At 58.3% G+C, this 21,120-nt stretch carries 19 protein-coding genes and 4 pseudogenes; 10 read left to right on the top strand and 13 right to left on the bottom strand.

What is annotated here, in order from left to right; genetic code table 11:
* Positions 1-22: 22 nt before the first annotated feature.
* Positions 23-400 (bottom strand): c-type cytochrome, encoded by a 378-nt coding sequence (locus tag ORL50_RS22450; RefSeq protein WP_266018137.1) that lies wholly within the window; start codon positions 398-400, stop codon positions 23-25.
* A gap of 45 nt (positions 401-445) precedes the next feature.
* Positions 446-1,274, bottom strand: a pseudogene (locus tag ORL50_RS22455) (helix-turn-helix domain-containing protein).
* Between the two features lie 162 nt (positions 1,275-1,436).
* Between ORL50_RS22455 and ORL50_RS22460 the strand changes: the two are divergent.
* Positions 1,437-3,296, top strand: coding sequence for an ABC transporter ATP-binding protein (locus tag ORL50_RS22460; protein WP_266018138.1), 1,860 nt, complete (start codon positions 1,437-1,439; stop codon positions 3,294-3,296).
* 912 nt (positions 3,297-4,208) lie between these two features.
* Here the strand turns inward: ORL50_RS22460 and ORL50_RS22465 are convergent.
* The 4 genes from ORL50_RS22465 to ORL50_RS22480 form a co-directional block, all read right to left on the bottom strand.
* Complete coding sequence (locus tag ORL50_RS22465) at positions 4,209-4,751, bottom strand: DinB family protein (protein ID WP_266018140.1); 543 nt, start codon at positions 4,749-4,751, stop codon at positions 4,209-4,211.
* A 65-nt stretch (positions 4,752-4,816) separates the two neighbouring features.
* A complete protein-coding gene (locus tag ORL50_RS22470; RefSeq protein WP_266018141.1) occupies positions 4,817-5,182 on the bottom strand; it encodes an avidin-fold protein in 366 nt (121 codons plus the stop codon).
* An 83-nt stretch (positions 5,183-5,265) separates the two neighbouring features.
* Positions 5,266-6,510 (bottom strand): serine hydrolase domain-containing protein, encoded by a 1,245-nt coding sequence (locus ORL50_RS22475; RefSeq protein WP_266018142.1) that lies wholly within the window; start codon positions 6,508-6,510, stop codon positions 5,266-5,268.
* 126 nt (positions 6,511-6,636) lie between these two features.
* Entirely contained in the window at positions 6,637-7,191 is a 555-nt protein-coding gene (locus tag ORL50_RS22480) for a YdeI/OmpD-associated family protein (RefSeq protein ID WP_266018144.1), read from the bottom strand.
* Positions 7,192-7,349: 158 nt separating this feature from the next.
* Between ORL50_RS22480 and ppk2 the strand changes: the two genes are divergently transcribed.
* A complete protein-coding gene (gene ppk2, locus ORL50_RS22485; RefSeq protein WP_266018146.1) occupies positions 7,350-8,171 on the top strand; it encodes a polyphosphate kinase 2 in 822 nt (273 codons plus the stop codon).
* A gap of 48 nt (positions 8,172-8,219) precedes the next feature.
* Positions 8,220-9,998, top strand: a complete 1,779-nt coding sequence (locus tag ORL50_RS22490) for a SulP family inorganic anion transporter (protein WP_266018148.1) — start codon at positions 8,220-8,222, stop codon at positions 9,996-9,998.
* 16 nt (positions 9,999-10,014) lie between these two features.
* On the opposite strand, the gene ORL50_RS22495 is transcribed toward ORL50_RS22490, so the two are convergent.
* From ORL50_RS22495 to ORL50_RS22505, 3 genes are all read right to left on the bottom strand, one after another.
* Positions 10,015-10,383 carry a DUF5064 family protein gene (locus tag ORL50_RS22495; protein WP_266018150.1) on the bottom strand — a complete coding sequence of 123 codons (369 nt, stop codon included), beginning with the start codon at positions 10,381-10,383 and terminating at the stop codon, positions 10,015-10,017.
* Positions 10,384-10,515: 132 nt separating this feature from the next.
* The gene (msrA, locus tag ORL50_RS22500; protein ID WP_266018152.1) at positions 10,516-11,022 is read right to left on the bottom strand and encodes a peptide-methionine (S)-S-oxide reductase MsrA; all 507 of its coding nucleotides are present in this window, start codon (positions 11,020-11,022) and stop codon (positions 10,516-10,518) included.
* Between the two features lie 113 nt (positions 11,023-11,135).
* Positions 11,136-11,921 carry a helix-turn-helix transcriptional regulator gene (locus ORL50_RS22505; RefSeq protein ID WP_266018154.1) on the bottom strand — a complete coding sequence of 262 codons (786 nt, stop codon included), beginning with the start codon at positions 11,919-11,921 and terminating at the stop codon, positions 11,136-11,138.
* A 133-nt stretch (positions 11,922-12,054) separates the two neighbouring features.
* Here ORL50_RS22505 and ORL50_RS22510 point away from each other — a divergent pair, with 133 nt between their 5' ends.
* The 5 genes from ORL50_RS22510 (at position 12,055) to ORL50_RS22530 (ending at position 17,955) form a co-directional block, all read left to right on the top strand.
* On the top strand, positions 12,055-12,888 hold the full coding sequence (locus tag ORL50_RS22510) for a carbon-nitrogen hydrolase family protein (RefSeq protein WP_266018156.1): 834 nt from the start codon (positions 12,055-12,057) through the stop codon (positions 12,886-12,888).
* 117 nt (positions 12,889-13,005) lie between these two features.
* Positions 13,006-14,115, top strand: a complete 1,110-nt coding sequence (locus ORL50_RS22515; protein WP_266018158.1) for a polyamine ABC transporter substrate-binding protein — start codon at positions 13,006-13,008, stop codon at positions 14,113-14,115.
* Between the two features lie 66 nt (positions 14,116-14,181).
* On the top strand, positions 14,182-15,315 hold the full coding sequence (locus ORL50_RS22520; RefSeq protein ID WP_266018160.1) for a DmpA family aminopeptidase: 1,134 nt from the start codon (positions 14,182-14,184) through the stop codon (positions 15,313-15,315).
* A gap of 320 nt (positions 15,316-15,635) precedes the next feature.
* On the top strand, positions 15,636-17,033 hold the full coding sequence (locus ORL50_RS22525; RefSeq protein WP_266018162.1) for an amino acid permease: 1,398 nt from the start codon (positions 15,636-15,638) through the stop codon (positions 17,031-17,033).
* Between the two features lie 49 nt (positions 17,034-17,082).
* On the top strand, positions 17,083-17,955 hold the full coding sequence (locus ORL50_RS22530; protein ID WP_266018163.1) for an NAD(P)/FAD-dependent oxidoreductase: 873 nt from the start codon (positions 17,083-17,085) through the stop codon (positions 17,953-17,955).
* Here the strand turns inward: ORL50_RS22530 and ORL50_RS22535 are convergent.
* Positions 17,942-18,130 (bottom strand): annotated as a pseudogene (locus ORL50_RS22535) (MFS transporter); the annotation flags it as partial. The gene ORL50_RS22530 and the pseudogene ORL50_RS22535 overlap by 14 nt on opposite strands.
* 106 nt (positions 18,131-18,236) lie before the next feature.
* Between ORL50_RS22535 and ORL50_RS22540 the strand changes: the two are divergent.
* Positions 18,237-18,602, top strand: a complete 366-nt coding sequence (locus ORL50_RS22540; protein ID WP_266018165.1) for a histone-like nucleoid-structuring protein, MvaT/MvaU family — start codon at positions 18,237-18,239, stop codon at positions 18,600-18,602.
* A gap of 116 nt (positions 18,603-18,718) precedes the next feature.
* Here the strand turns inward: ORL50_RS22540 and ORL50_RS22545 are convergent, their stop codons facing one another.
* The 3 genes and pseudogenes from ORL50_RS22545 to ORL50_RS22555 form a co-directional block, all read right to left on the bottom strand.
* Positions 18,719-19,567 (bottom strand): 3-hydroxybutyryl-CoA dehydrogenase, encoded by an 849-nt coding sequence (locus ORL50_RS22545; protein WP_266018167.1) that lies wholly within the window; start codon positions 19,565-19,567, stop codon positions 18,719-18,721.
* A complete protein-coding gene (locus tag ORL50_RS22550; RefSeq protein WP_266018168.1) occupies positions 19,564-19,962 on the bottom strand; it encodes a carboxymuconolactone decarboxylase family protein in 399 nt (132 codons plus the stop codon). The genes ORL50_RS22545 and ORL50_RS22550 overlap by 4 nt, the downstream gene beginning before the upstream one ends.
* Before the next feature lie 32 nt (positions 19,963-19,994).
* Positions 19,995-20,345, bottom strand: a pseudogene (locus ORL50_RS22555) (OprD family outer membrane porin); the annotation flags it as partial.
* 300 nt (positions 20,346-20,645) lie between these two features.
* On the opposite strand from ORL50_RS22555, the pseudogene ORL50_RS22560 reads away from it, so the two are divergent.
* Positions 20,646-21,011: pseudogene (locus ORL50_RS22560) on the top strand (DUF2252 family protein); the annotation flags it as partial.
* Positions 21,012-21,120: the final 109 nt, after the last annotated feature.

Consider the following 21,120-nt stretch of genomic DNA (forward strand, 5'->3'; position numbering starts at 1 on the left):
GCGCGGGGGTTTTATCTGCTCGTCAGCGATTACTTGATATCGCTCCGGTCATGTATTGATTCAAATCTCGGAAATCCTGAACCCTCCAGGTGAACGGCGGCAGCCTGACTCCATTTTCTCGCAAGGTCCTTGGGATCAGGTCGCCATTTGGACGCAGTATTATTGACGAGACAATAACGCCCGGATAATCATCCAGCCGTTTCTTGAAGGCGGAAGTGGTCAGGTCAGGTGTGGGCGGATTGCTTTTATGCGCCAGTGGGCCCGTTCCTTTTAAATCGGCGCCGTGGCACATGGCACATCTTTGTTGAAAGATAGTTTTGCCATTCAGATTGTCTGCCAAAGATACTAATGGCTTAGTTAGCGACAAAATTGCCAGCGAAGCGATGAGCAGTAATTTCATTGTTGTGTGGCCTTGTTATCTAAAAGGGTAACTGTCGGCACTGGTCTAGCCCTTCGGCGTCGCAACCGCCGACCACTGATCGTAAGCGTCTTTCATCTTCTGCCAGGTCGCCGCGTCGGCGGGAATAAGGTGCTCGATGCGCAGTGACGCAACGGTGATATCGAGCGGCATTCCGAATGTGGTGAAGGTCGACAAAAACCGCAGTTCGGCGTTTCCGGCGCGCACTCGAGTCAGTATCAAGGGGGAGGGTGTTGACGCCGGGGGGGCTTCCGTCGGGCCAGACAGGTCTTGCAGAAGGCGAGTTAGACCGGGATTGCCGATGGCTTCCCTTGCGGCGCGTTGCCACGCAATGGCGCGTATCTCCTGTGCATTCACCAGGCAATCACCCAGACCGCCGGGACGCAGCAGCGTATCGAGCAGGTTGAGACCCGACTCGCCAGCGCTTGCAACTCCGGCCATCTCGAACAGCAATCCCGCACTGGCATTGGCTGCAGTAATGTCCCAGTTGCTGTTGATGACTATGGCCGGCGCCGGGTTATTGGCTTGCAGGATAATGCTCGATCGCCGTGTGCACAACCGCCAGCGCCGGAGCGTCGAGCGCAGAAGCCACGTAGCGGGGCGCATAACCAGCCGCCACAAACACCGCGTTGCAGTGTTCGAGGGGGACGTCGAGGGCTGTTAATAGCGCATGCAAAGTGCCGGGGCTCGCCTTGGCACGACCTGTCTCGACACAGCTGAGGTGACGCTGAGACACGCCGACCAGCAGGGAAAGATCCAGCTGGCTGAGCCCTGCCTGCTGACGCAAGCGTCGCAGCTGCTCGCCAGCAGCAGTGCTGGATACCGGCTGCGCAGGATGAAAGGAATAGTGACCCATGAATTCAACTCTGCCTGTCCATGTGGAGAGTGTCGATGACCTGTCAGGTCATTGTGCGGCGAGCGACTTTATCATTACTGAGCCGACGCTATCTGCCACAAAACCCTCAAAGCCACCGTTCAATGGCAGAATCCCCGTAACTTGATCGTTTTGGAGAACACTATGCTTCGTGCGTTTGAACGAAGGCTCGACCCTTTTCCTCCTGACGAGGTACCGCCGCCACCCAACGGCCTGGCGCGGTTCCTGTGGGCGTGCACGCGGGGCGCCCGCGGGTACATCCTGGCGTTTGCGCTGCTGAGTGCCGGGGTGTCGATTTACGAAGCCTGGCTGTTTGCGTTCCTCGGGCAAGTCGTGGACCTGCTCTCCATCTGGCAGGCTGGCGGTGATGCGGCAGCGCAGGAAAGTCGGGTGCTGTGGGGCATGGGCATCGTCATGGTGAGCAGTGTCGGGCTGGTGGCGTTGCGCACGATGGTGCAGCACCAGATCCTGGCAATCAACTTGCCGCTGCGGCTGCGCTGGGACTTCCATCGCCTGATGCTGCGGCAAAGCCTGTCATTTTTTTCCGACGAGTTTTCCGGCCGGGTTACGACCAAGGTCATGCAGACGGCGCTAGCCGTGCGCGACGTGCTGTTCACGCTTATCGAGATCGCCCCCGGCATCGGGGTTTATTTCATCGCGATCATCGCACTGGCCGGCGGCTTCGCGTTGAAGCTGATGCTGCCTTTCGTGGCGTGGATTCTGCTGTTCGGGCTGGCCATGCTGTACTTCGTGCCGCGCCTGGGCAAAGTCGGGCAGGAGCAGGCCAATGCGCGGTCGATGATGACTGGGCGGATCTCGGACGCGTACACCAACATCACCACGGTGAAGCTATTTTCCCACTCCAACCGTGAAGCGCATTTCGCCCGTGCCGCGATGGAAGATTTCAAGCAGACCGGCTTTCGCCAGATGCGCCTGGTCAGCCAGTTCGAAATCGTCAACCAGGCGTTGGTAGTAGCGTTGATCATGGCCGCAGGGGGTTACGCCCTGTGGCTGTGGCACCAGGGACAGGTCGGCGCCGGGGCGGTGGCGGCAATTACCGCCATGGCGCTGCGGATCAATGGCATGTCGCACTGGATCATGTGGCAGATGACTTCGCTGTTCGAGAGCATTGGCACCGTCCAGGATGGCATGGCAACCCTGACCCTGGGCACCAAGGTGCAGGATGCGCCGGACGCAGAAGTGCTGGCGACGTCCGGCGGCGCGGTGACTTTCGATAACGTGCGCTTCAACTATAACGGCGAACGCCAGGTGCTCGATGGCCTGAGCCTGAATATCCGCCCGGGCGAAAAAATCGGCCTGGTGGGCCGTTCTGGCGCTGGCAAATCCACGTTGATCAACCTGCTGCTGCGCTTCTACGACGTCGACAGCGGGGAGATTCGTATCGACGGCCAGAACATCGCCAAAGTGACGCAAGACAGCCTGCGCAGCTCCATCGGCATGGTCACGCAGGATACGTCGCTGCTGCACCGTTCCATTCGCGACAACATCGCCTATGGCCGTCCTGACGCGACTGACGCACAAATCCATCGCGCCGCAGCGAATGCCCAGGCCCATGAGTTCATCAGCCAGCTGAGTGACCGGCAAGGCCACACCGGCTACGACACCCTGGTGGGCGAGCGCGGCATCAAGCTGTCGGGCGGCCAGCGCCAACGCGTCGCAATTGCCCGGGTGATGCTCAAGAACGCGCCGATCCTGCTGCTCGACGAGGCCACCAGCGCGCTGGATTCGGAAGTCGAAGTCGCCATCCAGGAAAGCCTTGATGAAATGATGCAGGGCAAGACGGTGATCGCCATCGCCCACCGGCTGTCCACCATCGCGGCCATGGACCGGCTGATTGTCATGGATGACGGGCGCATCATCGAACAGGGGACTCACAGCGAACTGCTCGGAAAGAACGGCGTCTATGCGCGGCTGTGGCAGCATCAAAGCGGCGGGTTTCTGGGCGAGGACAAGGGCGTGGTAGAGGTTATGGATCAGGAGTGAGGGGGAGGCGGGCGCTGCCAGACGCTTTGATGTCCGCTGGAAAACCGGGGCCGCTTCGCGACCCAACGCAGGCTTCGCCAGCTGCTACGGGAGTTGTGGTGGATGGGCTTTTTGTAGCAGCTGCCGAAGGCTGCGTTCGCTCTGCGCAGCAGGCGCTGTGTTTGGCCTTGGAACGCTGGGGGCCGCTTCGCGACCCAACGCAGGCTTCGCCAGCTGCTACGGGAGTTGTGGTGGATGGGCTTTTTGTAGCAGCTGCCGAAGGCTGCGTTCGCTCTGCGCAGCAGGCGCTCTATCGGGCGATACGGTTTGGCCTTGGAACGCCGGGGGCCGCTTCGCGCCCCAACGCAGGCTTTGCCAGCTGCTACAAGGTTCGTGGTGGATGGGCTTTTTGTAGCAGCTGCCGAAGGCTGCGTTCGCTCTGCGTAGCAGGCGCTGGGTTTGGCCTTGGAACGCTGGGGGCCGCTTCGCGCCCCAACGCAGGCTTCGCCAGCTGCTACAAGGGTTGGGGTGGATGGGCTTTTTGTAGCAGCTGCCGAAGGCTGCGTTCGCCTGCGTAGCAGGCGCTGGGTTTGGCCTTGGAACGCTGGGGGTCGCTTCGCGACCCAACGCAGGCTTCGCCAGCTGCTACAAGGTTCGTGGTGGATGGGCTTTTTGTAGCAGCTGCCGAAGGCTGCGTTCGCCTGCGTAGCAGGCGCTATATCGGGCGATGCGGTTTGGCCTTGGAACGCCGGGGGTCGCTTCGCGACCCAACGCAGGCTTCGCCAGCTGCTACAAGGTTCGTGGTGGATGGGCTTTTTGTAGCAGCTGCCGAAGGCTGCGTTCGCCTGCGTAGCAGGCGCTATATCGGGCGATGCGGTTTGGCCTTGGAACGCTGGGGGCCGCTTCGCGCCCCGACGCAGGCTTCGCCAGCTGCTACGGGTGGTGCTCCGACGGGATGAGGGCGACCAGATCCGTGTCACCTACGTCCACGCCCGCCTGTGAAAGCAAGGTAGTGACTTGCCCGCGGTGATGCGTTTGATGGTTGAAGAAATGCATGACCAGGGCATAAAAGTTCTTGTCAGCCGGAACTCCCTTCATGTTCGCGTACTTGAGCACGTGGTCCAGATCCGCCTCTGCAATGGAGCGCGACCACTCGACAATTAGCTGATCGAGCCACACGCGTTGTGCCGATAGCTCGCGGATATTTGAGTACAGCAGGTGGTTGAGGCTTGCAGGGGCGGGGAGCTGAAGAATGGGTTGCAGGGCCAGGTAGTTCGCCGGGTGCCTGGCGAAGCGCTGGAGCCAGACCGTATCGCCGGCTACCAAGTGATTCAACGTGCCGAGAATTGAACCGAAAAAGGCTTTCCTGTCCGTTGACAGTTCATCATCTGGCAGGCTTCTGGCGGCCTCATAGATCTTTGCGTTCATCCACTCGTTATAGGTTGCCATCAGGCAGATGTGGCTGGCGCGACTCATCGTGCTTATCCTTTCTTGCATTGTTCCGGCCAGCCAAAGCGCATACTTTGCGCAGCGTTGAAAGACTACGCGGGAAGTTCGACGTAGCTGGATTCACCCCCACCAGTGGCACCCGACAACCAACCCCATACGAAGTCAAGGGTGGTAAGGCCTTCGTGATCAACGCCTACCGTGCCACGAGACCAGCCAGCAAGCATTTCGCCCTCCGTTGTCAGGCATTGGAAAAGCAGCTCTATGCTATCCGGGCCTGTCGCGCGCCCAACTTGATGACCCAAGCGGATCCGCCCGCCTTCATAAGTCCCCGAAATCGCATTTTGCTGGACCTGATAATGAAACACGGTACCCGAACCCGAGAGTCCTTGAGCGTTGTTTGCCACGGTAAATCGGCGATTGTTCAAGCGCTCGCAGATTTGAGAGAAGTGGGTGTGCATGATGTAGCGTCCTTTTTGAAGGTATCCAGCAGAGCGTTGAACAATACGCCTGAGCCCATTAGGCTGAACGAACAAGCGGCGAGTTACTTCAACGCAGCTACCACTGCATCGAAGAATACCATCGGGTCGATCGGCTCTTTATCCACCGGCTTGGGCTGGGCACCGAAGGTGACAATCACCACGTTATTGGCGGGGTTGACGTAGATGTTCTGGCCCTGGATACCCACCGCCGCATAGGCGCCGTCTTTCACCGACGGCTCGGTCCACGCCGTCCACCACATGTAGCCGTAGTCCAGTGATTTGCCGCCTTTGAGGGTGGTCGGCAGCGTCGCCTCCTTGACCCAGCCCTCGGGCAGAATCGAAGCGCCATTGATCTTGCCGTCGTTCATGAAAAACAGCCCGAAGCGTCCATAATCGCGCAGCGTGGCGCTGATACCGCTGCCACCGATTTCCACGCCGTCAGGCGAATCGAGCCACCACCGCGCATCACTTTCCATGCCGAATGGCTGCCAGATCTTCTGCGATAGATAATCGGCCAGCGGCATCTTCACAGCGCCACGAACAATTTCGCCGAGTACCTGCGTCTCGCCAGTGCTGTAATTGTTGGCCGTGCCGGGCTCAGCCGCTCGCGGCAAACTTGCCATCAATGCCATGGCCGAATGCGGTTTCTGCGATATTTGCGCCTTGAGTAGCGCTCGGCGATCAGACGCTGGATCGGTGTAGGTCTCGTTCCACTTCACGCCCGAAGACATCATCAACACGTCGCGCACGGTCACGCCTTCATAGGCGCTGCCCTTGAGCTCGGGAACGTAATCCACCACTTGCGCATCGAGGCCCTTGATAAGGCCATCTTTTATCGCTGCAGCTGCCAGCGTGGAGGTGATGGATTTGGCCATCGACATCGACATCCATCGGGTGTTCTCGGTGTTGCCACGCTGATAGGTCTCGAACACGATCTTGCCGTCCTTGAGCACGAGCATCGCGGTAATGCTGTCGAGTGCGACGAAGTCATACAGGTCGTACTTCTTGTCCCCGACGGTGAAGCGAACATTGGGCAGCTGTTTGTCCGATTTCGGCAGCGGATACGGGTGATCGCCGGCTTTGATCTTGTGGGTAGGGAACAGCCGGTCGATGTTGCGGTAAGTACTGACCGCCAGATCGGGGAGCATGGCGCCGTCGTAGATCTGCTCCACGGTGCCAATCGGTTCCTGGGCGTGGGGGTAATCGTCAGCCCATGCGCCCGAGGTGATGCCTGCAGCGAGCAGACCCAGCGAGAGAAGCAACGACCGACCAGGCGCAGCCGGACGAAAAATAGCGGATGAGTGCATAACCTATCCTTTTTGGTTTTTCCATTCACGGACGTTCAGATACGCTCGCGTTTGAACCATAGTCTAGTCATCGGGATTACGCCGCACGAACGGAAGGACGATGCCGCATTCAACAGAATGCTCCATTCATGAATTGTCTGCCTCGGGCGCACGGAAGGCCTTGCTGTAGTAGCCAGACTGATCGAAACAGCAAACATGCTTCTTGCCGGATGCAAGCATCTCGCAGGCATCACCGATGCGCTTGGCGCGTGTCTTCAGCTGCTTGGCTGAAGTAATCCAGTGTATCCAGTCTACTCGGGCGAGGGTCGTCGTATCGTTCCAGACGTGTCGAGCCTCAGGAGCGGTTGCCAGTGCCTGCTGAAAATCTGCCGGGATGTCAGGCTCGGGCTCGTTCTTCACCGGGGCCAGTTCCAGCGTAACGACATCGCCAACGGCCGCGCCTGCGGCTTCGTATAGCTCTCTACTGACCTGCAGCCAGTGGCTCAGCTGACCATCCGGCTCAAGGGTGGCCTGGAAAGGGTGCCCATTGAGTGTGCCTTCAACCGTCGTCCGCCCGCGCCTGGGAAGCTGTTCACTGGCGTCTCTTGGCAAGACGACAAACGCCCACGAAGTATCATCACCAGGCTTTGCCGGACGAAGAAGCTGTGCCTCGAATCGGGATTTCACATCGATGGTGGTCATTCCAGCCTCCAACTTTCTTCCACGTGTTAATGCATTTTAAGCGCTATCGCTATATCAAGGATGCTCCTCATGATCCAACAGTCTGTGGCCGCTAGGTAGAGGGCTGACACTTGGTCTAACCTCAGTTGGCCGTGATTGCCAGTTGTGAGGTCCAGGTAATGGCCAAGCAAAAAAACAAAGACATTAAGCGTAAGACTGCAGAAAGTCCGAAACTGAAGAATAAGGATTATCTGCAGCAACTGCGCAGTCTGCACGTGGAACTGGTGAAATTGCAGGAGTGGGTAAAAGCCAAGGGCATCAAGATCTGTATCGTCTTCGAAGGGCGCGATGGCGCTGGCAAGGGCGGCACGATCAAGGCCATCACCGAACGGGTGAGCCCCCGGGTCTTTCGGGTGGTGGCGCTCACGGCGCCGAGTGATCGAGAGAAAAGCCAGATGTATGTGCAGCGCTACTTGCCGTACCTGCCTGCGGCTGGCGAGGTGGTGATTTTCGATCGCAGTTGGTACAACCGGGCGGGCGTCGAGCGGGTCATGGGGTTCTGCACCAAAGAGCAGGTCGCCAGTTTCCTGAAGACCACGCCGCTGGTGGAGCGGGCAATCGTCGACTCAGGTGTGATCCTCCTCAAATACTGGCTGGAAGTCAGCGAAGACGAGCAGACCCGGCGGCTCCAGGCGCGCATCAATGACGGACGCAAAATCTGGAAACTGACCCCGATGGACCTCAAGTCGTACAGTCGCTGGTATGACTATTCACGGGCTCGTGACGACATGTTCCTGGCGACCGACACTGAACATGCCCCATGGCTGGTCGCCCATTCGAACGACAAGCGGCGGGCGCGCCTTAACATCATCTCCGATCTGCTGAGCCGCATCCCGTACAAGGAGGTCGCGCGCGAGAAAGTGATTTTGCCCAAGAGGCAGAAGCCCGGTGGTTATCGCGACCCGGATTATCCGCACCGGCAAGTCAGCGAAAAATTCTGACGGGCATGTAACGCGAGTCTGCGCTGGACACCTATAGGCCACAGCTCTATGAGCGATTCGCAATCTTCGCCTCCCGTCCTGGAACCGGGCCGTATTACCCGCCGGGATGCCGGCGACGCGACCGGCTGGAGCCGCTGGTTTCCTGGACTGCGCACGTTGCGCGGATACCAGGTTGCCTGGTTGCGTCACGACATCATGGCCGGCCTGGTGCTCACCACAATGTTGGTACCCGTGGGCATCGCCTACGCCGTGGCATCGGGCGTGCCGGGCATTTATGGCCTCTACGCGACCATCGTTCCGCTACTCGCATATGCGTTGTTCGGGCCTAGCCGGATACTGGTGCTGGGCCCGGATTCTTCGCTGGCCGCCGTCATCCTGGCTGTCGTCCTGCCGCTGTCGGGTGGCGACCCGCATCGCGCTATCGCTCTTGCGGGCATGATGGCGATCGTTTCAGGCGTCGTGTGCATCCTGGCGGGCATCATGCGTTTGGGCTTCATTACGGAGTTGCTGTCCAAACCAATCCGCTACGGCTACATGAATGGCATCGCGCTCACCGTATTGATCAGCCAGTTACCCAAGTTTTTTGGTTTTTCGATTGAGGCCGACGGCCCGCTGAGAAACATCTGGGCTATCGCCACCGCGGTAATGGAAGGCAAGACCAACTGGACCGCGTTCATGATCGGTGCAGCCACCCTGGTGGTGATCCTTGCGCTCAAACCCTACAAGCGGGTGCCAGGCATTTTGATCGCAGTGGTCGGCGCGACGATCGCCGTCGGTGTGCTGGACCTTGGTGCCCGCGCCGGGGTATCGGTGCTCGGCGCTCTTCCACAGGGTTTGCCTGCGTTCGCCATCCCCTGGATCACCCGTGCCGATATCGTCCCCGTGCTCATCGGCGGTTGTGCCGTGGCGCTGGTTTCGTTCGCCGACACCAGCGTGCTGTCGCGAGTCTATGCGGCGCGCACCCGTACCTACGTGGACCCGAACCAGGAGATGGCAGGGCTCGGTTTTGCCAATCTGGCGGCCGGTTTTTTCCAGGGCTTTCCAATCAGCAGCAGTTCTTCGCGTACCCCCGTGGCCGAAGCCGCGGGCGCCAAAACCCAATTGACCGGCGTTGTCGGCGCGGTGGCAGTTGCGCTGCTGCTGGTGGTAGCACCGAACCTGCTGGAAAATCTGCCCAGCAGCGCATTGGCAGCGGTGGTGATCGCGTCGGCCATCGGCTTGATTGAGGTCGCCGACCTGCGGCGAATTTATCGTATTCAGCGCTGGGAGTTCTGGCTGTCGATTGCCTGTACCGTGGGCGTGGCTGTATTTGGCGCGATCGAGGGCATCGGGCTGGCCATCGTGATCGCCGTCATTGAATTTCTATGGGATGGCTGGCGGCCGTATTCTGCAGTGCTGGGGGAGGCCAAGGGCGTCAAGGGCTACCACGACATCCAGCGTTATCCCGACGCGAGCCTGATACCTGGCCTGGTCCTGTTTCGCTGGGATGCACCGCTGTTTTTTGCCAACGCCGAACTGTTCAACGAGCGCGTGCTCGACGCAGTGGCGGCATCGCCCACGCCCGTGCGCTGGCTGGTCGTTGCAGCGGAGCCGGTCACCAGTGTCGACGTGACCTCTGCCGACATGTTGGCTGAACTGGACGACACCTTGCACGCGGCGGGCATCAAGTTATGCGTGGCCGAGATGAAGGACCCGGTCAAGGACAAGCTGAAGCGATTCGGGCTGTTCGCCAGACTTGGCGAAACAGCATTCTTTCCAACCATAGATGATGCAGTCAGCCGCTATCTGGAGATTGATCCCGTGAGTCGGCAGGCCGAGGCTCGCTGAGTAGCGTTGGAGTCACTCAGCGACGGTCGTTCTCAGCGTTATCCAGATTGATCGGCTCGCCCGGCTGAACACCGAGTTTGGCGCGGATATCTTCGAACATCGCGTCGTACTCATCGTGCCCGCGCATGATCAGACTGGCGTTGGCGGGCAGTCCATGCTTGACCGCAGCCTTGGCCACTCGACTGGCAAAGTTGAAGGCCGTATCCCGGTGCATATCAAATTCTTCGGTAAAGCTGCTTCCCGACACCACCCCAGCCATCTTGAAGTGCATCAGCATGCCTTCCTTGGGGTCGTGTCGAACTTCATAGAAGACATCGATATTGTATTCCGGAACGCCGGGGGTGCCCTCGGGATTGCTACGATTCAAATGACCGGGCGTGAACATGGGAGGCTCCTTTTTGGGCGATAGGCAGCCCAAGTGGCTGGTATTCTCTGCATGCAGTCGCATCAGTTAACAGCTTAGGTGAAAGGTTGGGGTTACCTCTCAGATTTGCTGCCCGGTAGTCGGACTCGGCGATCAATCGCGTTTAGGTAATTTCCAGTCTTTACGAATGAAGTGGCAGGTATAGCCGTTCGGAATACGCTCCAGATAATCCTGGTGCTCCGGTTCCGCTTCCCAGAATGCTCCAGCCGGTTCGATCTCGGTCACCACCCGACCTGGCCACAGGCCTGACGCATCGACGTCGGCGGCGGTGTCCTCGGCGACGTCGCGTTGCTGTTCGCTGAGGTAATAAATCGCCGAACGGTAGCTGGGGCCGCGGTCGTTGCCTTGACGGTTGGGGGTGCTGGGGTCGTGTATCTGAAAGAAGAACTCAAGAATCTGTCGGTAGCTGATCACGGCAGGGTCGAAGACGATCTCGATGGCTTCGGCGTGGTTGCCATGGTTGCGGTAGGTGGCATTCGGCACATCGCCGCCGGTATAACCGACGCGCGTCTGCAACACGCCGGGGTAGCGCCGCAGCAGGTCCTGCATGCCCCAGAAGCAGCCGCCAGCGAGAATGGCAGTTTCGGTTTGACTGGTCATGGTAAGTCCTTCCTCTCGGAGACGTTGGGTATGACTATGTTATGGAGGCAGGTTGGCTGATTCCAAGGCGCGCTGCGCAAACAGGTGATGGCAGCCGTCCGGGCCTGGCGGCTTCAGCTCTGCGCGTTCAGAAACAGGGAGAACAGCTCAGACTGCGATTTGATCCCGAGTTTGCTGTACATGTGCTTGCGATGGACCTTCACCGTCTCGGCGGAAATTGCCAGCTTGCGCGCGATTTCCTTGTTCGAACAGCCGCTCAGCATCAGCCGGCCGACCTCCAGTTCGCGGGCCGAGAGCGGGGTGTCCAGCTGCCGGTCAGTGGTATCCAGCCAGCTCTGCCAGCTGGGTGTTGGCGAAGTGGTCTGCTCCAGTACTTCGCGCTCGAACGCCATGCGCTGGCGCATCAGCGGGGCTACCCAGGACTGGATCAGCGTAAGCAGAGCCATCTGTTCTGGACTGAAAAGGCCCTCACTGCCCAGCGAAAGGCTGAGGGTGCGTTCCGCGTCAAGCTGGACGTTGATATGCACTTCGTCGGCAACGACATTGAGGCGGAAGTAGCGTTGGTAGTAGTCGGTCTGTTCGAAGCACTCCGGCGCCACGTCGGCTAGCCAGAACAAACCGTTCTGCGGTGCTTCCCGGTTGGCCAGGTAGAAGGGGTCGAGCAGATACAGGCCTTTGAGGTAGTCCTGGAAAAGCGGGTCCGGGCCGCCATCCTTGCCTGGGCATTCGGCGAGTACCTGCGGGCGGCCATCGCTGAAAACCAGCACCACCCAACTGTCGACCGCAATGTAGCGATCCAGCAGACGCACCAGCGCGAGCCAGAAATTGGGGCGGTCAAGGCCCTCGATCAGTTTGCCTACCGCCTGGTGCCAGGCGATGTCCTGCAATGTAATGCTCACGCTTCTACCCATTCGGGGTTACCCCATCGATGTAATTACTTTCCGTTGAACGGCTCTCCATACTTTATCCAGCCCTGGCGAGTGCTGTTTGGTTTGGCAATTGTGAGCCCATTTATACGTGAAAGGACTACCGATGAAGATTGAACTCGTACAACTTGACGGTCGCGACGGTGACACCGCTTATAACCTGCAGCGCACCTTGCAGGCTATCGCTACCTGCGCAGTGGACACCGATCTGCTGATATTTCCCGAGACGCAGTTGATGGGGTTCGCCAGTGCGCAGCAGCTGGCCAAGGTCGCCGAGCCATTGCACGGGCCAAGTGTCCAAGCCGTCCAGCGCGCTTGCCGCGAACGCGATGTAAGCGTGGTCGTGGGCATGGCGGAAAACGACGCAGGCACTTTCTACAACACCTCTTTGTTGATCACCCCGCAAGGGATCGCGCTGACCTATCGCAAGACTCATCTATGGCCGTCGGAGCGCGGCCTGTTCCAGCCGGGCGATCGCTATGCGACTGCGGTCTGGAATGGCGTGCGCGTCGGCCTGCTGATCTGCTACGACATCGAACTGCCGGAAAGCGCTCGCGCCCTCGGCCAACTTGGCGCCGAGCTGATCCTGGTGACTAACGGCAACATGGACCCCTACGGCCCCGTCCACCGCACCGCGATCATGGCTCGAGCCCAGGAAAACCAGGCATTCGCGGTGATGGTGAATCGGGTCGGGGAGGGCGATGAAGGCCTCGTCTTCGCCGGTGGCAGTGCGGCGATAGATCCCTTTGGGCGCACGCTGTTTGAAGCAGGGCGTGAAGAGTGTCGGCAGGTGGTTGAGCTGGATCTCGATTTGCTGCGCACCGCCCGCCATGAGTACGACTACCTCAAGGACCGGCGCCTGCACCTGACCGGCGAACAGGTCGAGCACGCTGATGGTCGACGCGAACTGCTGATCCCTGTCCACACGCGAGGGGCGTGAGTACACCAGGCTTCGTTGCGTTTTGCTGCACGTTACCCCTGCCACAACAACAATCACAAACCTGCAGGAGCAGTGCGCGTGTCCCTGGACTCGGCACTTGTGCTCTGGAGTATCCCGATGAAATCCACTCGCTACATGCAATGGGTGCTGGCCACGTTTTTCAGCGTCGGCCTGGTCTGCGCCAAGGCCGACGAGCCCGCCAAATCCAGCGTGCACGTCTACAACTGGTATGACTACATTGCGCCGAACACGATGAAAGACTTCGAGAAAGAAGCGGGTATCAGCGCGGTATACGATGTGTTCGACAACAGTGACGTCATGCAAAGCAAACTGATGGCCGGGCGCAGCGGTTACGACGTGGTCGTTGCCAGCGCCGACCTGCTACCGAACCTGATCAAATCCGGTGTGCTGAAAAAACTGGATCGCTCAAAGCTACCCAATTGGTCGCACCTCGACCCTGACATCCTCGCCAAGTTGCAAAGCAACGACCCCGCAAACAGCTACGCGGCCCCTTACCTGTGGGGCACCACTGGCATCGGCTATGACGCGGACAAGGTCAAATCGATACTCGGTCCCGATGCGCCAGTTAACTCCTGGGACCTGATTTTCAAGGAGGAAAACCTCGCCAAACTGAGCCAGTGCGGTGTCGCCATGCTGGACGCGCCCGGCGAGGTCATTCCCATCGCGTTGCACTACCTCGGTCTGCCCTACAACAGCCAGAACCCGGAGGACTACAAAAAAGCCCAGGCGCTGCTGCTCAAGCTGCGCCCGCATATCGTCTACTTCGACTCTTCCAAATTCATCTCAGACCTGGCCAATGGCAACGTCTGCGTCGTGCTGGGCTGGGGCGGAGGGGTGGCCGATGCGCAGAAGGCGTCCGAACTGGCGGGTAACCAGCGCAACCTCGTGTACAGCATTCCCCGCGAAGGTGCGCCGGTGTGGGTAGAGAGCCTGGTGCAACTCAACGATGCCCCCAACCCGGAGCAAGGCTTGGCCTTCATCAACTACATGCTGCGCCCCGAAGTCATCGCCCAGGCATCCAACTACTTGAGCTATCCCAACGCCAACAAGGATGCGACTGCGCTCGTCGAGCAGAAGATCCGCGACAACCCCGGGGTGTACCCGTCGAAGGAGGTGCTGGACACATTGTTTCCGCTGGAACCCCTGCCGCTGAAGATGGAGCGCGTACGCACCCGCACCTGGAACACCGTCAAGACCGGCACTTGATTGGCGCACTGGCTGTCACGCTGCCCACCAACGCCATTTTTATAAAGCCCATTCAAAGTGAAAATCATGAACGACATGACGAAACTACGTGCCCGCGATCTCAACATCCAGTTCGGCCAACTGCAGCCCGGCCCGCTCAATGCCATCACCGATGTGCCAGGCGTACGGGTCGGCCACAGCAATGTGCGCGGAAAGTCCGCCAACGGCCGCGATATTCTCACCGGCGTCACCATTATTGAACCGCGAGCCGGCTCGACCAGCCAGCAGCCGTGCTTTGCCGGCGTCCACGTGCTCAATGGCAATGGCGATGCCACGGGCTTGGAGTGGATTCGCGAAGCGGGGTTGTTGACCAGCCCGATCGCGTTCACCAACACCCATAGCCTCGGTGTGGTGCGCGATGCGTTGATTGTGCTGGACCGTGAGCAGCAACCCGATGACGGGCGGCTCTACTGGAACATGCCCGTCGTGCTGGAAACCTTCGACGGTTTGCTCAACGACATCAACGGCTTTCATGTGAAGCCCGAGCATGTAGCCCAAGCCCTGCACTCGGCGGTCGGTGGGCCGGTCACCGAGGGCAATATTGGCGGCGGCAGCGGCATGATCTGTCATGAGTTCAAGGGTGGCATCGGTACGGCTTCGCGGCGGCTGAGCAGTGCCCAAGGCGGTTGGACCGTCGGCACTATCGTTCAAGCCAACCACGGCATCCGCAACGAGTTGCGGGTCGATGGTTACCCGGTAGGACGGCACATGGAAAAGGCCGATTCACCGTTTTTAAAAGCCTCGCTGCCGCACCCGGGCATGGGTTCGATTGTGGTTTGCCTGGCCACCGACGCGCCGTTACTGCCGCACCAGTGCACACGCCTGGCTCAACGCGCCAGCCTCGGCCTGGCGCGCACGGGCGGTGGCAACGAAGATCACAGCGGCGACATCTTCATCGCTTTCGCGACCGGCAACGACATGCCGCCCGCCGCATACGAGAGCAAGAAAGCGCCGACCTGCGACAACCTGCGCATGGTCAACAACGATCACATCAGCGAACTGTTCCTGGCCGCTACCGAAGCGGTCGAGGAAGCGATCATCAATGCCTTGTTGGCTGGCGAGACGGCTGAAGGTAACGGGCATGCCGTGCCGGGGCTGGATAGCGAGACGTTGCTTAAAGCCTTGCGTCAGGCGGGTTGGCCGGGGGCGGTGAATGGTTAAAGGGCAGTTATGGCCCCATGGCGAACATCTGTGAATGGCCGGTAGCAGCCCTTGAAGACGGGCTGCTTTCGACCCATAGCTACCTCTGGCAAAGTCGTAATTACCAAACGCAGCCCCAAGCGGGTTAGCCGCACGTCGGCGAGCTTCTAATTCCTCCTTTCGCAAAGCCTTCTCCTCGCCTTTCCATATTCGTTTTCCCATTCATACATTTGTACAGTCGAGCTATTCGCGGCGTGGAAATTGACGATTTTCACGCGTGTCGTGCGTGCATACCCTTCGGAATAGGCAGTGTCGATTACTAAAACAAGAGGAGACGAGCAATGCCTATTCAGTCAGAACACGATCCACGCTTGAAGCGTGCACTCAAGACGCGACACATCAGTATGCTGGCCCTTGGCGGGGTCATTGGCGCGGGCCTTTTTGTAGGATCCAGCGCCGTCATTGCTTCAACTGGCCCTGGTGCTTTCATCACCTATGCCATAACCGGTCTAATCGTCGCCCTGGTGATGCGCATGCTCGGTGAGATGGCTGCTGCGCATCCTTCAAAAGGCTCGTTCGTGGACTACGCCCGCATGGCCTTTGGTCGCCCGGCAGGCTACATGACGGGTTGGCTCTACTGGTATTTCTGGGTCATCGTGGTTGGCTTCGAAGCTGTTGTTGGCGGGCAGATCATCAATGGCTGGTTCCCGGACCTCCCGGTCTGGGTAATAGCCCTTGGGCTGATGGCAAGCATGACCCTGCTGAACCTGATGTCGGTGCACTCCTTCGGCGAAGCTGAGTACTGGTTCGCCGGCATCAAGGTTGTGGCCATCGTGGTGTTCCTGGCAGTGGCTGGTATCTATGTCTTCAACCTCTGGCCGGGGTCGACGGCAAGCTTCAGTAACCTTACTCAACATGGCGGCTTCCTGCCCCATGGCGTGACATCCTTGTTCACCGGTGTGGTCGTAGTCATCTTCTCCATGACTGGTGTGGAAGTCGCCACCCTGGCTGCGGCCGAGTCCGAAGATCCATCGCGCAACATCCGCAAGGCCGTTAATACCGTGATGGTCCGCATCCTGGTGTTCTTCGTACTGGCAACCTTCTTCATCGTGGTTGCACAGCCCTGGACCGACATCGTCCCAGGCAAGTCTCCGTTCGTGACCACCCTGGAGCACATTGGCATTCCGGGTGCCGGCGACATGCTTACCGTTGTGATCCTGGTAGCCGTGCTTTCGGTACTGAATGCTGGGCTGTATACCTCGTCGCGTCTGCTGTACGTGCTTGCTTCCAATGATGAAGCACCACGCTGGATTGCCGCAGTAAGCAAAAGGGGCGTGCCGGTACGTGGTGTGCTTGCCTCGACCCTGGTGGGCTATGGCTGTGTGGTCATCGCGGCACTCTGGCCCGATACCGTATTCCAGTTCCTTATCAATTCCTCCGGCACGGTGTTCCTGTTTGTTTACCTGGTGATCTGCCTTTCGCAGATCAAGCTTCGCCGCAAGTGGGTGGCCGAGGGGACGCTGAAGTTCGCCATGTGGGGGCACCCTTGGCTGCCGCTGCTGGTTACCGCTGCGATCCTCGCCGTGCTGGTCAGCATGGCCTTTGACCCATCGATGCAGATCAGCCTTTTGCAGTGCCTGCTCGCGATAGCTGCGATAGCTGCCTCATACGTACTGCTGCGCGTGTCTTCACGTCAAAGCAGCGCCACCGCCAAGGCCGGTTCGGCAAGCACTCTCTAGTGCACTAAGCCGTTTCAGATACGACCCATGTTCAGGGTAGGAAGCCAAAATGTCAGCGAAATTTGATTTGACCCAATTGCCCAACCAGCCGCTTTGGTTCGAGGCCAGCCAGCCTCGGGAACGCCTGGAAAAAACAGAGCAGGCCGATGTCGTCATTATCGGCGCGGGGTACACCGGTCTATGGACGGCTTACTATCTGCTCAAGAGTGATCCGTCCCTACGCGTGGTGCTGCTGGAAAAGCACCAGGTCGGTTTCGGGGCCTCTGGGCGAAATGGCGGGTGGGCTTCGGCGATCTTCCCTATTTCCCTCGACAGAGTGGCGCAAATGTACTCCCACCAGGCTGCCCTGAATCTTCAGGGCGCCATGAACGATACGGTCGATGAAATCGGTCGTGTTCTCAGCCTGGAGGGAGTCGAGGCGGACTACGCCAAGCAGGGCTTCCTGTCTCTGGCCCGAAGTGCACCTCAGCTTGAACGGGTACGGGCAACGGTGGAGGCTTCGACGCGCTTCGGTTTACCGGACCAGTGGCAAGCTTTGGATGGGCAGCAAGCCAGTGCCCGGCTCGGTGCCCAAGGTGCGTTGGGAGGGCTGTATACCGAGCATTGTGCGCTCATTCACCCTGGGAAACTGGTGCGTGGGTTGGCGAAGTTGGTTGAGAAAATGGGGGCGAAGATCTACGAGCGCTCAGCCGTTACGGAGCATGCACCAGGCGTCGTCAAAACTGCGCACGGTTTGGTAAGGGCAGAGTTCACTGTACGTGCCACGGAGGCGTTCACCTCGCAACAACCCGGTTACTCACGCTTCGTCATCCCGCTTTACTCGCTAGTGCTGGCCACGGAGCCGTTACCCCGTGACCTGCTTGCCAAGCTGAACCTTGACCATCGCCTGGCCTTCAATGACATGCGTCACCTGCGCGTCTAGCCAATTGAACAATCGCCACCATCAGGCCGCCGCCGGCCTCTGCATGATCAGGCAAGGCATTTGCAATCCAGCTCCACCAGCCCACGGGTGCTGCCGTCGCGATAAGGCCCCAAAGTCCGAGCAATACCGCTACAGCGATAACCCAGGTGCCTGCAGGAATCAGGGCTGCTGCGATATTCGTGGAAGTAAATTTGTTCAAAAAATGAAGTAGGACGCTGAGTCAAAATTTTAATTGCTCTTTTTGATGTATTGTTAGGCAACTAACTACCTAGGGAACGACCATGTCCAAACTCGCAGAATTTCGCCAGCTCGAAAAACACCTCGCCGAACAACTCCAAGCGCTCGAAGCCCTCAAAGGCGACGCTGGCCTTAAGAAAGAAATCGAATTTGAAACCAAGCTGCGCGCTCTGCTTGCCGAGTACGGCTACAGTCTGCCGAACCTGATCAATCTGCTTGATCCGAAGTCTGGTCGTCGTGCACCAGTCGCTGAGACCCAAGCCAGTACTCGGAAGCCACGCCAGGTGAAGATCTACAAAAACCCCAACACCGGTGAAGTCGTCGAAACCAAAGGCGGCAACCACAAGACTCTTAAAGAGTGGAAAGCTGAGCACGGCTCCGCGACGGTTGAGTCCTGGCTGACCAAGTGAGTCAACAGGGCCCTCTGAGTGCCTATTTCATACGTACTTTAGGCATGGTGCGTTCCGCGTGTCTTCGACGAGGCGCAGCCATACTGCGCCTACCTTTTTGCCAATCGCCGACTCGGCTAATACTGATAAAATCCTCTCCCAGTTTTTCTTCCTAGTAAACCACCCGCCACCATTTCTTTCAGTAAGGGAGCTGGACGGTATTTGCTGTCGTTAAACCCGTCGTGAAGCGACTCGGTGACGGCTAGCAGCGTATCGAGACCGATCAAGTCAGCTAGTGCGAGTGGCCCAATCGGCTGGTTGCATCCGAGTTGCATCCCCAAATCAATGTCTTTCGCGGTAGATAGCCCTTCCTGAAGAACCAGGATTGCCTCGTTGATCATTGGAACCAGAATTCGATTTACCACGAAGCCGGGACGATTTCCGGCGTTAATCGCGGTTTTACCAAGGCGATCCGACAGGGCAATCATTTGGGCGTGGGTGGCGTCGGAGGTATGCAGCCCCCGGATTATTTCGATCAGTCCCATCATTGGTACAGGGTTGAAGAAATGCAGGCCAATGAATCGTTCCGGCCTATTCACGCTTGCGCCTAACTGGGTGATCGAAAGCGATGATGTGCTTGTCGCGATGACGCAGGTCGGGCGCACGTAATGTGAAATCTGTTTGAGTATCCGCAGCTTTAAGTCCAGGTTCTCTGTGGCCGCCTCCACAACGACATCTGCACCATTCAACAGCGAGTAATCAGTCGAGGTCTGCACTCGTGCTATTGCGTCTTCTGCCTGCGCGCTCGATAGCGTTTGCTTTGACACTTGGCGTTCAAGGTTCCGCTTGAGGGCCGAGAGCCCGCGCTCCAAAGCTTCGTCATTGATATCAAGCATGAGCACGCGATAACCCGCGACAGCAGATACTTGCGCGATTCCGTTGCCCATGGTGCCGGCACCGATGACGCCAACAGTTTGAGTGGTCATTCAATTACACCTTCAGTAGAAATATGGCTGATAGCATCGATAACAGCCTGGGCTGCTCGAAAAGCTTCTGCTGACGCAGGAACACCTGCATACACGGCACAGTGGAGGAGAACCTCACGGATCTCCTCCACGGTACAGCCATTGTTAATTGCCCCTCGTACATGCCCGGCGAGCTCTTGAGGCGCTTTGAGTGCAGTCAACGCTGCAAGCGTTATGAGGCTTCGGGTTTGAAGAGACAGACCAGGCCGAGTCCACACGCCACCCCATGCATGGTCGTTAATAAAGTCTTGGAGGGGTTGCCTGAAGGCGGACGCATCGTTCATAGCATTATCGACAAAATCATCACCCATTACGGATTTTCGGATATCGATTCCGCTTAGCTTTTGATCAGTCATCTGGCTTCCTTGGTAAGGGGGGGAGGGATTGGTTAAAGGAATTTCACGGGGTAATTGATGATCACTCGGTTGTCATCCATGCTGAAATTGCTGAAATCTCGCCGTAGCGTCGAGTTGCGCCATTTGAGCGAAAGGTTCTTAAACGCACCGCTTTGAATGACATAGGCGATCTCGGATTCACGTCCCCACTCCTTGCCGTTTTCCGTACTGCCGATGTGGACGTTGTCACCCGAGATGTACCGGTTCATCAACGTCAAACCTGGAATGCCCCAGCCGACAAAGTCGTAGTCATGTCGCAGTTGCCAGGACTTTTCTCCGGCGTTGTCATAGCTAGTGATAAAGCTGTCGTTCGCCAGGGAGCCGCCACCTGCACCGTTGAGGCGCTAGCACCATCAGCAAATCCCTCGGCGAAGACCGTCATGGAGGCTGTGGAAAACAGCAACCCAATAGCACCTAGTACAGCTACAGCAGAAAGTTTGGGCCGTGCAGAGCGGATAAGGATATTCATTGTTGTTATTCCTTTTTTCTGCGCGCAGGTATCCTCACAACGGAAATGCTGCGTCGAATGATCGAGAGTGAAAGGGGTGCTATTAATCAGCGCTTTGAACGAGAAAGCAGTGCCGTCTTTAACGTGGCTCTACTAGGCGATTCAAGTTCGTTAAGTGCCTTTGGCGTCAACGAGTAAGCGAGTCGTCGAGGGCGCTCGTTTTCTTTCGCCCGGCTTGGGAAATCGGATGCTGGCGACACGTGTGTTAGATCATGGATTTTTCATTCGCGAGCTGCTCCCTCAAGACATGAAGCTGGAACTGGATCAGTTGAGCCAACGAGATGCAATGCTTGCTGCCGGTTACCTGGCGAGAGTGGTTGGAATTGCTCATGCAAGGCAGATGGACAAGGCTACTCGGTCTTCTTGGATTGGCGACCTGCAAGCTTGCCGATCAAAGACACTCGATGCACCTTCTTGGCTTTGGTCGAGCGTTGTTCAGTTGGTCGGAAGTCATGAGAAAGGTTACTTGGAGCATTGTCGTCGTTATGCGCTTGAACATTAATTGAAGTGTCGGGCGCGGTAAGTCTTTGCAAAATCGCACGTGCCGCGTCAAATCGATGTGGCAGAAGCTGGCTAGGGGCTCGCCCTTAATAACAGACCTTCACAGCGCT

The sequence above is a fragment of the Pseudomonas sp. RIT-562 genome, from assembly GCF_026241895.1.
GTDB lineage: Bacteria > Pseudomonadota > Gammaproteobacteria > Pseudomonadales > Pseudomonadaceae > Aquipseudomonas > Aquipseudomonas mandelii_F.